Source organism: Escherichia sp. TW09308 (assembly GCF_000208565.1).
GTDB classification, from domain to species: Bacteria; Pseudomonadota; Gammaproteobacteria; order Enterobacterales; family Enterobacteriaceae; genus Escherichia; species Escherichia marmotae.
In genome coordinates, this window is record NZ_AEME01000001.1 from 2232134 (window position 1) to 2244990 (window position 12857).

The window sequence follows — 12857 nt, forward strand, 5'->3', positions numbered from 1 at the left end:
AATTACATTATCGCCAGGGTAAATATCTTGAATTAATTATTGACTGAATGATTACAACGTCGAGCATAAGAAAAAACAGATGACTCATTGTAAACTGACACGGATTGCCGTTATTTTTGCCTGCATTTATGGCCACGCTGCCAATGCGGCAGAAAGTATTGAATACGATCCCAGCTTCCTGATGGGGAGTTCTGCCCAGGGGATTGACCTGTCGCGTTATTCCGACGGTAACCCTGCTATGCCCGGCAGCTATGACGTAAAAGTCTACGTCAATGAAAGTGCCGCAACGAGCATGACCGTAGAACTTATTGATACCGGCAAGAAAAGTGCCGACGCCTGTATTTCTCGTAAAATGCTCAATCAGTTGCATATTAAACAGCCGGATCTCAAAGACGGAGAGGCTGTATTACGCAAAGGCGAAGCGGAAGCTGATGATTGTCTCGATCTGGCGCGGGCGATCCCACAGTCAGAAGTCTATTTCGATACTAACGATCAGAAGTTGGATATCACGGTTCCGCAGATCTGGATCCTCAGTAATTATCAGGGATATATCGACCCGTCATTATGGGAAGACGGCATCAGTGCCGCCATGTTGTCCTACCGTATGAACGGCTGGCGCAACACGCGCCGGGGTGATGAAACTCAGTCGTTCTATACTGCACTCAACGCAGGGCTTAACCTCGGGAACTGGCATTTCAGAAGCAACGGTAACTATAGCTGGCAGCAGGATGTTGGCGGTAATTTTGATATCCAGAACAGCTATATGCAGCGCGAGCTGCCATTTATTCGTTCTCAACTTGTGGTCGGGGAGACCTACACCACCGGGGAAACCTTCGACTCTGTCGGCATTAAAGGCGCACGCCTGTACAGCGACGACCGCATGTTACCGCCTTCCATGACCAGTTTTGCCCCGGTGATCCGCGGCGTGGCAAACAGTAACGCCAAAGTCACCATCACCCAGGGCGGCTATAAAATTTACGAAGGAACCGTACCGCCTGGCGAATTCGCCATTGATGACATCATGCCTTCTGGCTACGGCAATGATCTGGTGGTCACCATTGAAGAAGCCGACGGTTCACGGCGGACATTCTCACAACCATTCTCCTCGGTTATGCAGATGCTGCGTCCGGGCGTCGGGCGTTGGGATCTCAGCGGCGGGCAAATCGTTCGCGACGATTTGCGCGAAGACTATAACTTGCTGCAAGGGTCATTCTACTACGGTATCAACAACACCTTCACCGGCTATACGGGTATCCAGTTCACCGATGCTGACTTTATGGCCGTGCTGCTGGGGCTGGGCGTAAACACCAGCATCGGCGCAGTATCGCTGGACGTCACTCAGTCGAAGGCGAATATCTACAACGATCAAACCTACACCGGGCAAAGCTATCGTATTTCGTGGAACAAAATGTTCAGTGCCACCAATACCTCACTAAACCTGGCCGCCTATCGCTATTCCACCAGTAATTACCTGGGGCTGAACGATGCCCTGACGTTACAGGATGATGCCAGACACAGCTCACCAGACGAGCAACGCACAATGGGGAATTATCAGCGTACCCGCAATCAGTTCACTATCAGTCTCAACCAGCCGCTGATGTTCGAGGAGGTCGATTACGGCTCGTTTTATCTTAATGGTAGTTGGACGGATTACTGGAGCGGAAGCCATAGCCAGAGCACGTACTCCATGGGCTACAGCAAAGGGACAAGTTGGGGAACATGGAGTGCCACAGTACAACGCACCTGGAATGAAGACGGCGATCAGGATGACAGTTTCTATCTGAGTTTCAGCATTCCGCTGGAAAATTTACTGGGCGGTAAACGTCGCGAAAGCGGCTTCCAGTATCTCGACAGCCGTATGAGCACTGACTTTAACGGCAGCCATCGTTTGAGCGCCAGCGCCAACGGCAGCAGCGGCGACGGGAAATATAACTACAGCGTGAATACCAATTACTCCACCAATAAGCAGAGTTCCAATCTGGCAGATATTGGCGGTTATCTCAGCTATGAATCGCAATGGGGTACATGGTCTGGCTCAGCATCGGCTGACACTGACCACAGCCGTCAGCTCTCTCTCAGCACCGATGGCGGCTTTGTCCTGCACGGTGGCGGGCTGACGTATACCAATCACAGCTTTAGCGATACCGATACGCTTGTCCTGGTGAAAGCCCCTGGAGCGCATGGCGCACGAATCAACTACAGCAGTAACACCATTGACCGCTGGGGTTATGGCGTCGCCACGTCCGCCTCTCCGTACCGTGAAAACAACATCACGCTCGATATTCAGGAGCTGGAAAACGACGTAGAGCTTAAGAGCACCAGTTCACAAACGGTTCCGCGCTACGGGGCCATTACCATGACCAGTTTCGAAACCGATCAGGGCCGCTCAGCGATGATCACGATGCGTCGTAGCGATGGCGAACCTCTGCCATTTCCGCCAATATCACCAATGAGCAAGGGCAATCTCTGGGCTACATCGGCCAGAACAACCAGGCCTTTGTACGCGGTATCGAAGATAACGGCGTGTTGCAGGTGAACTGGTCCGATAAGGACAACGTTCCGCAGCACTGCATCGCGCGCTATCAGGTTCCGGCATCCGCTGCTGACCAGCGCGGCAACCAGACCCTGTCACTGGATAACGTACTCTGTACGGTATCTGCAACTCACTAAAATCCGCGAGATATGGATAACCTATGACACGGAAAAATATACCTCTGGCACTCGCCGTGCTGACGCTCTCAGCCTCGGCACTGGCCGTTGATGTCGACGTTAAATTCAGGGCCGATATTATACAGCCGACCTGTGATATCAAACTGGAAGGAACCGGTACTTCTAAAACAGGTACTGATGCCTATAAGCTGGTCATTCCTGATATCAGGCTCGACCAGTTGCGCGCGAAAAGTCCCGAAACGGTAGGTGAATTTACCTTAAAAACGGAAAACTGTACGGGTAGCCCGAGCAAAATCATTTCTACCATCACGGCAGAGAAAAAAACCGGTGTCACGGGGATGAACCTGGCGATCCCTCTCACAGGTGGGGCAGGGTTAACGGGCAGTATCGGTGTCGGTTTCCGTCGGGCCAGTACGTCAACTGACACATTTTTTAAAGTTCAGAACGATGAAAAAATCACGTGGACAACTGCTGAAATCAGCGGCGGATTAAAACTGGCTGCCGTAATGCGAGAAACCCAGGCTAATCTGGGTACAATCGGTGATTTCAGCGCCAAAGTCACGTTTAACTTCACCTATGAATAACGGGGTAGCACAATGAAAAAAACAACTTTAGCCTGCTACGTCGTCAGCGCCATGGCATGCTTCAGCATTGGGATGAATACCGCCAATGCCACCACGGATTCCCTGGATCTTACCGTCGTGACAAAAGTCACCGCAGGAACCTGTAGCGCCGAAGTACAGGAAAACTCAAAGACAGTTACCGACATTGATTTTCAGGATGTTTTCATCCCGGAAGTGATCAGCGGAAACAAAGCAAAATCATTCAATCTGATACTCAGCAACTGCGCAGCCACATCCAGCGCAGAGTTCACATTGAAACCGGCCAGTGGTTCAACCTGTGATAGCGCAGGCGCGGGAGAAGCATTTGCCAACGCCTCCGTTGCAACCCCGAAAGCAGCAGCGGTCGCCGTTGAGGTCTGGGGGTCAGCAACCCCTAAAAGCGGTACACAACTGAAGTGTAAATCCGCCAACGCGTTCCCGGTCACCATGGTCGGTGGTGGCGCGACCGTGCCGCTCAGCGCACGGCTAATCCGCGATAGCGGTAAGGCTGACGCGGACGTCACTGCCGGTGAGTTTTCCAGCCAGGCAGTATTTGATATTACCTATAAGTGATTTACAGCGCAGCCTGTGTAAAAGGGACGTTATGAAAAAGCACGGTTTATCTACCACTCTTATCATTGTTGCTGCGCTATTTAGTGCCAGTACATTGGCTGATGTGAGTGTCGACTTTAACGCAAAAGTGCTGAGCACCACCTGCACGGTATCCGTTAGCAACAGCGGGACGGTCGATTTAGGTACGGTGAGCCTGGGTTACTTCGCCAGAGGCATTACAGCGGAGCAATATTTTTCAGGGGGTCAGGAATTCTTTATCCATTTGTATAACTGTTCCGGGAGTGCCCCAACAGGGACTACAAATTTGCATCTGGATTTCAAACCTAAAAGCGGCGCTTTTGCAGCAGGCTCGCGACAAATTTTTCCGAATGAGGAAGCTAATGGTGCCAAAAATGTTGGCGTGGTGATTTTCTCAACGCACGATCGCAGCAATATGTTTAACGTCTGGTCTCCAGCGGGTATTTCACGGTCAACATACACGGTGAATGCACAGGGTCTGAATAATTCGACCTGGGCTTTTTATACCCGAATGCAAAAAATTGATAATATTGCCTCTGTTACTGCCGGGAAAGTGGCAACCAGTGTACTGGTAGATACCTGGTACGATTAATTCAATGGAATGAAATATAAAGAGCGGATTCAGATGATTATTAACAGACTGAGTAAGACAGTAATTAGCCTGGTATTATTAATCAGCACAAGCGCTGTATTTTCAACATGGGCGGGAACACGTATTAGCTACGGCAAACCAGGTGGTGATGGTGATATTATACTCAGTATTTTTCCTCATGGAACAAACCCAGCCTCTGCAGGGAAGCCTTCGCCAGGGTTGATTAAGCCATTAGGCGTATCCGTGTTATCAAACTCTACAACCAATATGATTTACTGTTATTTTGGTGCCGCGTCCAGTGGCGATCAATCCGCTTCGGAGATTTACCATAACCTGATTAATTCAGGCAAACAGTATGATGGCAAGCCCTTATTTAATACAACGATACAAGGCGTCTATGTGTCGGTCGAAATCCTTAATTTCAGTAGCCCAGGCATAACATTTGGTATAGGAGCAGAACACAGCCTCCATGCTGATGGAGGCAATAGAGATGAATTCTCGGGCCATGTTGACGATCCATCACAATGTACAGGCTATCAACAACTCACTTTCCAGGTGAGAACCACCTATTACCTTGGCAGCGATTATAAGGCCGCTATATATAATGGCGGCGGTTCTGGCAGCTACGATTCATTTAGGGCAGAGATTGCCAGGAACACCAGTCTTGATACACGTGGTTTCGGTTCAACAAATGCCCCCGGTTTTAGCATCCGAAGCAGCACCCAGGGACAAGGGTATTATCTCGTAGTTGAGTTTAGCACCCATGGCCTGATGATTACGGCCCCAACCTGCTATGCCAATACCGTTGCAGGCACAAATGTTAAAGGTAACACCGTCGATTTTGGCAATGTTTTAACCACGGATATTAGTAACGGGACCAGTAATTCTAAACGTCAGTTCCAGATAGCGTTAAAAGACTGTGTGAGTATTGGAGACATACAAACGAAACTGTCCACCACAAAAACCGGGAACAGCGTCAGGCTATTGGGCAACCAACAGACAAACAATGCCGCCGGAGGAATTGGGGTAAAAATTAGCGGCCTGAACGATTCCCTGACCGGTCAAGCGGAACAGCTTTATCCTAACAATCAATATTCCGTTTATACAGAATATGAGTCTGCGACAAACCCCGACGGTTGGGTTGACGTTAATGCCATCGATGTGACGCACCCTGGGGTTGAACATACTCTGAACTTCGAAGCGCAACTGGTTCCCGATTTCGTGCAGGATCAACCTGCCCCGGTGATCACCGCAGGTGGATTTGAAGCAACAGGTACATTCTCTATTACCTATCCCTGATTTTACTTACAGCCAGGTGCGCACTGCGCCTGGCTGTAAGCGGTTTGTACCACATAACTACACTGATAAATTAAAAAATCACAACTCTATATCATTTCTATCATATTAATAAATGATGCTAGCTACGCAAAAGGGAACCAGCATTATGCTGATTAAATTTTACCATCACTAAATATCAAACACTCATGCAATGAGTGTCTGCAATGGAGTGCGTATGAAAACTACTCTACAATTTATTATTTTCACCATTCTTATCTTTATTAATTCTGTCTGTAACGCAACCGTCGATTTTATTGTTGGTGCGGGGCCTGATGGTGTACCGCCGGAAAGAAATGGCCGCGCAGATTTCCAGTATTCCGGGAGCAGTAATAACCTGGTATTTTACCACCCAACTCAACTCGGTCCGACTGGGGTACAATTACGCTGGCCCAATCAGGATACCCATGACAGTGGCAGTGTATATTGTACAGCGCATTCCAGTGCTACTGGCGGCCCTATCACTATAAGAAATAAAATGGTTGATTCAGGACTCATTTACGGGGGACATAAATTATTCAAAACATCCGTTCCAGGACTGTATTATACATTAAAAATATCAACCATATGGACAGCTTATAATACAACCGCTGACGTTCCGGATATATTTATCGGGGATGCACCAACACAAACTTTCCACTTTAGATTCCATGATGCCGATCTGCAACGAGCCTGTGAGCGACTGGATGGCCGTTTTACTCCAAAATTTTTTAGAATAGGTGGCGTTGTTCAAGACTTTACTGTTGAATTTTATTCAGATACGACATTCAACCCTACAGCCAGCCAAAAAATAACATTACTCAGCAGCAGCGATTACCTTTACAGTTTTAAGGCCGAGAATGCGGGGGGAACGGTTCAAGGGTACAGTGGGAGTATCTATTTTAACTTCAATTTAGCGAATGTGACCTTATCACTTCCGACCTGTTTTTCCTCAGTGATTACAGGAAAAACAGTCAATGGAACGACTGTTGAACTTGGCAGCTATACAACCGGTCAGATCAAAAATGGTGCAACTCCAGTACCTTTTCAAATATCCCTACAAAACTGTATTCGTGTGCAAAATATTGAAACCAAAATGTCCTCTGGAAACATTGGGGTGCAAAACAAAAAATTAATCACTAATACGTTGACTGGTTCCAATGCCGCAGAAGGCGTCGGTGTTCTGATCGAAGGGTTAAAAAACCGTGTGAGTGAAAAAATGGTTCTCGAACCTAACGTAGGAACCTCTGTGTATAAAGCTTATGAAGATGAAATCGATACTTCAGGTGGCATCTACCCAGGCAAAGGCCAGGGAACAACGCAGGTACTTGAGTTTCAGGCAACATTGCAACAAGACGGAAACGAAGCTATCAAGGGAGGCGCTTTCGAGGCCACCAGCAGATTCCAGATAACTTATCCTTGATAGACAGGCCAGATTGCTGGAAAAGCGTTCGTTGTTACACGCCGGATGTGACGCGGACACTTTATCCAGCCTATGAAATCGTGAAAAAATTCAATAAATTGTGACACACCATATGAGCCTGATAAGCGTAGCGCATCAGGCAATTTTGCGTTCGTCATCAGTCTCAAGTCATATCATCAGTTAACTGGTGATATGAGCGTACCGAAATGATTGCCCCACCCGATATGGCTGCTAGAATGCCAATAATTGCACTTTAGCCATCAGGATACGTTATGAAACCGACGACTATTTCGCAGCTTCAAAAATACAAGCAGGAAAAAAAACGCTTCGCGACCATTACCGCTTACGACTACAGCTTCGCCAAATTGTTTGCTGACGAAGGCCTTAACGTGATGCTGGTAGGTGACTCGCTAGGTATGACCGTTCAGGGACATGATTCCACCCTTCCCGTAACAGTTGAAGATATCGCCTATCACACCGCCGCCGTGCGTCGCGGTGCGCCAAACTGCCTGCTTTTGGCCGATCTCCCCTTTATGGCTTATGCCACGCCGGAACAGGCATTTGAAAACGCGGCCAGGGTAATGCGTGCCGGAGCCAATATGGTCAAAATTGAAGGCGGTGCATGGCTGGTAGAAACGGTACAAATGCTGACAGAACGTGCCGTGCCGGTATGTGGTCACTTAGGCTTAACGCCACAGTCCGTGAATATTTTTGGTGGCTACAAAGTGCAGGGGCGTGGTGATGAGGCTGGCGACCAATTACTCAGCGATGCGTTAGCACTAGAAGCCGCAGGTGCGCAATTGCTGGTACTGGAGTGTGTACCCGTTGAGCTGGCAAAACGCATTACCGAGGCACTGGCGATCCCCGTCATTGGCATTGGTGCGGGTAACGTCACTGACGGACAGATCCTCGTGATGCACGATGCATTCGGCATTACCGGTGGTCACATTCCTAAATTCGCCAAAAATTTCCTCGCTGAAACGGGCGACATCCGTGCTGCGGTGCGGCAGTATATGGCTGAAGTGGAGTCCGGCGTCTATCCGGGCGAAGAACACAGTTTCCATTAAGGAGTGACGTTGTGTTAATTATCGAAACCCTGCCGCTGCTGCGTCAGCAAATTCGCCGCCTGCGTATGGAAGGCAAGCGCGTGGCACTGGTGCCCACTATGGGTAACCTGCATGATGGCCATATGAAACTGGTCGACGAAGCCAAAGCCCGCGCCGATGTGGTGGTGGTTAGCATTTTCGTTAACCCAATGCAGTTCGACCGCCCGGAAGATCTGGCGCGCTACCCGCGCACCTTGCAGGAAGATTGCGAGAAGTTAAACAAGCGTAAAGTGGATTTGGTCTTTGCGCCATCGGTAAAAGAGATCTACCCGAACGGAACAGAAACCCACACCTATGTTGATGTTCCCGGCCTTTCCACTATGCTGGAAGGCGCCAGCCGCCCGGGACATTTCCGTGGCGTGTCGACCATCGTCAGCAAGCTGTTCAACCTGGTCCAGCCAGACATCGCCTGCTTCGGAGAAAAGGATTTTCAGCAACTGGCGCTGATCCGCAAAATGGTCGCTGATATGGGCTTTGATATTGAGATTGTCGGCGTGCCGATTATGCGCGCGAAAGACGGCCTTGCGCTCAGCTCCCGTAACGGTTATCTGACGGCAGAACAACGCAAAATTGCACCAGGTCTGTACAAAGTTTTAAGTTCGATTGCTGACAAATTGCAGGCTGGAGAGCGGGATCTCGATGAAATTATCGCCATTGCTGGGCAAGAGTTGAATGAAAAAGGCTTCCGCGCCGATGATATTCAGATTCGCGATGCCGACACGTTGCTGGAAGTCACTGAAAAAAGCAAACGGGCAGTGATTCTGATTGCCGCCTGGCTTGGCGATGCTCGCCTGATCGACAATAAAATGGTCGAACTGGCGTAATACTTAACTGGCGCTACGGCTGATAGCGCCAATTATTAATTGCCACGTCATCTGTCATAACACAGGTAACTTAGTTAAGGTTAATTAGCTTATCAATCTCTGTAAGTGGTAAATTTGCCAACTCTGCAACATCCTCACGAAGCATTCCTGTACTCAGAAGACGCAGGGCGAATTCCTGTCTTACCTTCTGTCTTACCTTCTGGAGTCCCTCTTTATATCCCTGCTGAAATCCCTTCTGAAATCCCTTCTGAAATCCCTTCTGAAATCCCTTCTGAAATCCCTTCTCTTCAAACCACTGCGCCAACGTCTGCCTGGTTTCTCTCCGTGTCTTTATGTCCATAGGTTCCCTTAATTATCTGGTCAGTTAATAATAATCATTATCTGGCTATAACTGATAATGTCGGCAACTTAGTTAATTAGCTTATCAAGCTCAGCAAGAGATAAATTCGTCATCTCTGCAACGTCTTCCCGAGACATCCCTTTACTCAGAAAACGCTGGGCGAATTCTTGCCTTTCCTCCTGTCTTCCCTGCTGAATCCCCTTCTCAATTCCCTTCTCTTCAAACCACTGCGCCAGCGTCATCATAGACTCCCCTCCCGTTTCCCTGTCTCTCACCACACCGTAAAACAAATCCGCTTGTTCAGTATGACCGCGTTGCAGCATATAGTTTTGCATGGCAACTAACTGACTTCCGCTAGTGTACCCTTCGTCAATCAGCGTGACCAGTTGCTCCAGCAATAACATTAAGTCGCGCTGGCGAATATGTTTTTGCAGCAGTTCGAGAATCGCAATCCGCCGATGTTTCATGATTTCATCATCTGGCGTGATGGTGATATCCACCAGCGGGAAAGGATTGTTATAGACACGTCGCGCCAGCTCCGGTGAGTAAAACATATCAAACCAGCACATCGAGAGTGGGTAAGGCGTGGCCTCGCCCTGATAAAACAGAATCGGCACCACCAGCGGCAGCTTATCGTGGTCCGCTTCCAGATGTCGGTGCATGGCGGCAATAGAGTAGCGCATCATGCGAAAGGCCATTTTTTTGTCCGGCTTGCTTTGATGTTCAATCACAACATGCAGATAGCCGGGATTACCCAGCATTTGCACAGAATAGAGTACGTCAGTGCTATGCCCTTTCAGGCTTTCTTCGATAAAACTCCCCGACTCAAGATGCAGCGTGTCGAGATCACACAGCTCGCGTAATTCCGCTGGCAAATGTATCTCCAGGAAATCGCGGGCCGTTTCCGCATGCATTAAAAATTGTTTAAAAACCGCGTCATGCGGAGTGGTACTTGGTGCGTCCATCTTCCCTGTCTTCCATGTTGGCTTGCGTGAAGGCAGTATCCAGTCAATGTATACCGTCGTCAGCCGTCTCTTTATTGTTTACCGAGCAGCGTTCAGAGAAATTTCAATCGGTTACAGGAGTTGCATAGCGGGCTTCGGCGCGGCACGCAAACTCCCGCTGTAAATGGCCTCAGATGAGTAGACACTAAACAAAAATCGGGCAATACTGCGTGAGAATTTTCTCAAGGCAGGCATCGCCTGCTTCGTTAACGACAGGGTAGAAAGGTAGAAGTTATGATTCGCACGATGCTGCAGGGCAAACTCCACCGCGTGAAAGTGACTCATGCGGACCTGCACTATGAAGGTTCTTGCGCCATTGACCAGGATTTTCTTGACGCAGCAGGTATTCTCGAAAACGAAGCCATCGATATCTGGAATGTCACCAACGGCAAGCGTTTCTCCACCTACGCTATCGCGGCAGAACGCGGTTCGAGAATTATTTCTGTCAACGGTGCGGCGGCCCACTGCGCCAGCGTCGGTGATATTGTGATCATCGCCAGCTTCGTCACCATGCCGGATGAAGAAGCCCGTACCTGGCGGCCAAACGTCGCCTACTTTGAAGGCGACAACGAAATGAAACGTACCGCAAAAGCCATTCCGGTACAGGTTGCCTGAGTATTACCCCTGCGGCTGGTTACTCACCAGCCGCGACATTGTCTCCAGCGAATCCGTTCTTAAGATATAAAGCCGTTTTAACAACAATGGATTATCCCCCGGTTTAACTTTACCTTTCATGGTGGTCACCGCCAGATGAAACCCGGCTTCATTTGCCGCTTTAACCGCTTTATCATTAAATCCGCCAAACGGGTAAGAAAGATACAATACATGCGGATTAAATTGCGTCAGCGCCCGGCGTGAGCGTTCGAAATCAAACAGAATATTGTGCTCACTACGGCTGAGTAATATTGGTCGTCGATAACCATCAACCCGATGTAAAAAATGGGTATGTGACTGGAAATCAAAAACATCGCTGACATCACGTAGTTCAGAAATACTCATAAACTGTAATGACTGCGGATTCCATTTTTGTGGGTGACGTTTAATACGCGAGGTAATAATAAATGCCGTCGCCTTCATACCATATTGTTTCAGAACAGGATACGCATAGCGACTTACCGATTTTAAGCCATCATCAAAAGTCAGCACAACCGCGCGAGCTGGAAGATTTATCGAATTATGCAAATATCCTTCCAGTTGATACAAGGTTAACGTGGTATATCCCCTGTCGCGCAACCAGGTCATCTGGTTATTGAATGCACGTACCGACGTTGTGGTCGAAGTATGGCGAAAATGGGTATTCTCTTCATCGCGTAAAATATGATGGTAGGTCAATACAGGAATACCATTATCCTGCTGCGCATCTAACGCACTGATATAGGCCAGACGTTCGCCAATACGAATTTGATACCAGGTTTGATTCAGGCGATCTTTCAATTTATTAATAATGGGATAACGCAAATTATCGGCCAGCACGCCAAATGGTGCGCTGCCAGCATCAGGCGCGTTATATATCGGTGTATCTTTCCAGGTAATAAGATTTTGGTTGCTCAGTGGCTTATGCAAATCCCCCAGGCCATCTTCAACTTTTTGCCGCCCTTGTACCGGTTCCAGATGACCTTTATCAATATATCCCGTACCAAAACCAAAGTTGAATTCATAATAATCGGCTGCGGTTGGCATGACCGAAATAATCTGCCCGGCGCGAATGTTACCAACAGTTACCGTTTTGTCGCCAATTTTACCCCAGATAGCCGCATCCTGAGTGGTTTGCATATAACGCATGGGAAGCGCTGCGCCGGCACCAGATGAAACCAGCAGCAGTAGAAAAATAAACTTTTTAATCATGAGGAAACAACCAGGCGAGAAACAACGCCGTTAGTGTAGCAAAATCGGAATGCGATTTAATACTCGAACCAATTGTGCTTGAGCACAAAGGGGGGATTTTTTTGTTGCTGATGCCAGAGACTACTGACTTCAGGAGCCCCCAGTTCGACAATGCGATTGCGGAACTCTGCACTCGACATTGTTTCACGACAAGCAATCATCTGTTCAATTAACGGTAGCGTGATACCAGAAATCACTTCGCAACAGGAATGTTTGTGGCTTAATAAAGACGCAACACGATAAGGCGCTGCGCCCGCGATATCCGTGAAAAAGATCACGCCATCGCCGGAATCCGTCCCATGCAGGGCATCACATAACATTCGGCTAAGCATATTGGCACTAAGACCACGCCAAAAATTCACTGCCCGGCACTGGATAAGTGCGCCATATTTTTTTTCCAGCGCATCCAGTATCTCTTGCGCCCGATCGTCGTGACAGGTAATGACCCAACCTAACATCGCTTTCCTCCTTAGCCGAAAATCAGTCTACCCTGACCATTGTTGATAA

Annotated in this window: 12 protein-coding genes and 1 pseudogene; 9 read left to right on the forward strand and 4 right to left on the reverse strand. The window is 48.5% G+C overall.

Annotation, left to right across the window (positions count from 1 at the left end; translation table 11 throughout):
* The first annotated feature begins 79 nt into the window (after window positions 1–79).
* From ESM_RS01000000124620 to panC, 8 genes and pseudogenes are all read left to right on the forward strand, one after another.
* Window positions 80–2670 (forward strand): annotated as a pseudogene (locus ESM_RS01000000124620) (outer membrane usher protein).
* Window positions 2671–2693: 23 nt separating this feature from the next.
* On the forward strand, window positions 2694–3254 hold the full coding sequence (locus ESM_RS0110720) for a fimbrial protein (RefSeq protein WP_000197111.1): 561 nt from the start codon (window positions 2694–2696) through the stop codon (window positions 3252–3254).
* Window positions 3255–3266: 12 nt separating this feature from the next.
* Entirely contained in the window at window positions 3267–3845 is a 579-nt protein-coding gene (locus ESM_RS0110725; RefSeq protein WP_000753931.1) for a fimbrial protein, read from the forward strand.
* Between the two features lie 31 nt (window positions 3846–3876).
* Window positions 3877–4455, forward strand: a complete 579-nt coding sequence (locus tag ESM_RS0110730; RefSeq protein ID WP_010378059.1) for a fimbrial-like protein — start codon at window positions 3877–3879, stop codon at window positions 4453–4455.
* Between the two features lie 33 nt (window positions 4456–4488).
* Window positions 4489–5754, forward strand: a complete 1266-nt coding sequence (locus ESM_RS0110735; protein ID WP_105282363.1) for a fimbrial protein — start codon at window positions 4489–4491, stop codon at window positions 5752–5754.
* A 190-nt stretch (window positions 5755–5944) separates the two neighbouring features.
* Window positions 5945–7192 (forward strand): fimbrial-like adhesin, encoded by a 1248-nt coding sequence (locus ESM_RS0110740; protein ID WP_077627678.1) that lies wholly within the window; start codon window positions 5945–5947, stop codon window positions 7190–7192.
* A 272-nt stretch (window positions 7193–7464) separates the two neighbouring features.
* Window positions 7465–8259: a 3-methyl-2-oxobutanoate hydroxymethyltransferase gene (gene panB, locus ESM_RS0110745; RefSeq protein WP_000805500.1), complete on the forward strand. Its 795-nt coding sequence runs from the start codon at window positions 7465–7467 to the stop codon at window positions 8257–8259.
* An 11-nt stretch (window positions 8260–8270) separates the two neighbouring features.
* Window positions 8271–9122 (forward strand): pantoate--beta-alanine ligase, encoded by an 852-nt coding sequence (panC, locus tag ESM_RS0110750; protein ID WP_000905373.1) that lies wholly within the window; start codon window positions 8271–8273, stop codon window positions 9120–9122.
* A 70-nt stretch (window positions 9123–9192) separates the two neighbouring features.
* Here the strand turns inward: panC and ESM_RS0110755 are convergent, their stop codons facing one another.
* The gene (locus ESM_RS0110755) at window positions 9193–9462 is read right to left on the reverse strand and encodes a hypothetical protein (RefSeq protein ID WP_000351997.1); all 270 of its coding nucleotides are present in this window, start codon (window positions 9460–9462) and stop codon (window positions 9193–9195) included.
* A 68-nt stretch (window positions 9463–9530) separates the two neighbouring features.
* Complete coding sequence (gene rpnC, locus ESM_RS0110760; protein ID WP_000339936.1) at window positions 9531–10427, reverse strand: recombination-promoting nuclease RpnC; 897 nt, start codon at window positions 10425–10427, stop codon at window positions 9531–9533.
* A gap of 273 nt (window positions 10428–10700) precedes the next feature.
* Between rpnC and panD the strand changes: the two genes are divergently transcribed.
* Complete coding sequence (panD, locus tag ESM_RS0110765) at window positions 10701–11081, forward strand: aspartate 1-decarboxylase (protein WP_000621515.1); 381 nt, start codon at window positions 10701–10703, stop codon at window positions 11079–11081.
* Between the two features lie 3 nt (window positions 11082–11084).
* Here the strand turns inward: panD and ESM_RS0110770 are convergent, their stop codons facing one another.
* Together ESM_RS0110770 and ESM_RS0110775 are read right to left on the reverse strand one after the other, a co-directional pair.
* Window positions 11085–12311: a polysaccharide deacetylase family protein gene (locus ESM_RS0110770; protein ID WP_000591612.1), complete on the reverse strand. Its 1227-nt coding sequence runs from the start codon at window positions 12309–12311 to the stop codon at window positions 11085–11087.
* Window positions 12312–12367: 56 nt separating this feature from the next.
* Window positions 12368–12808 carry a PTS sugar transporter subunit IIA gene (locus ESM_RS0110775; protein WP_000901999.1) on the reverse strand — a complete coding sequence of 147 codons (441 nt, stop codon included), beginning with the start codon at window positions 12806–12808 and terminating at the stop codon, window positions 12368–12370.
* Between the last annotated feature and the right edge of the window lie 49 nt (window positions 12809–12857).

Excerpts from the sequence above, each read along its gene's own strand:
- ESM_RS0110720 (WP_000197111.1), top strand. The coding sequence starts at position 2,694 with ATGACACGGAAAAATATACCTCTGGCACTCGCCGTGCTGACGCTCTCA.
- ESM_RS0110725 (WP_000753931.1), top strand. The coding sequence starts at position 3,267 with ATGAAAAAAACAACTTTAGCCTGCTACGTCGTCAGCGCCATGGCATGC.
- ESM_RS0110730 (WP_010378059.1), top strand. The coding sequence starts at position 3,877 with ATGAAAAAGCACGGTTTATCTACCACTCTTATCATTGTTGCTGCGCTA.
- ESM_RS0110735 (WP_105282363.1), top strand. The coding sequence starts at position 4,489 with ATGATTATTAACAGACTGAGTAAGACAGTAATTAGCCTGGTATTATTA.
- ESM_RS0110740 (WP_077627678.1), top strand. The coding sequence starts at position 5,945 with ATGAGTGTCTGCAATGGAGTGCGTATGAAAACTACTCTACAATTTATT.
- panB (WP_000805500.1), top strand. The coding sequence starts at position 7,465 with ATGAAACCGACGACTATTTCGCAGCTTCAAAAATACAAGCAGGAAAAA.
- ESM_RS0110755 (WP_000351997.1), bottom strand. The coding sequence starts at position 9,462 with ATGGACATAAAGACACGGAGAGAAACCAGGCAGACGTTGGCGCAGTGG.
- rpnC (WP_000339936.1), bottom strand. The coding sequence starts at position 10,427 with ATGGACGCACCAAGTACCACTCCGCATGACGCGGTTTTTAAACAATTT.
- panD (WP_000621515.1), top strand. The coding sequence starts at position 10,701 with ATGATTCGCACGATGCTGCAGGGCAAACTCCACCGCGTGAAAGTGACT.
- ESM_RS0110770 (WP_000591612.1), bottom strand. The coding sequence starts at position 12,311 with ATGATTAAAAAGTTTATTTTTCTACTGCTGCTGGTTTCATCTGGTGCC.
- ESM_RS0110775 (WP_000901999.1), bottom strand. The coding sequence starts at position 12,808 with ATGTTAGGTTGGGTCATTACCTGTCACGACGATCGGGCGCAAGAGATA.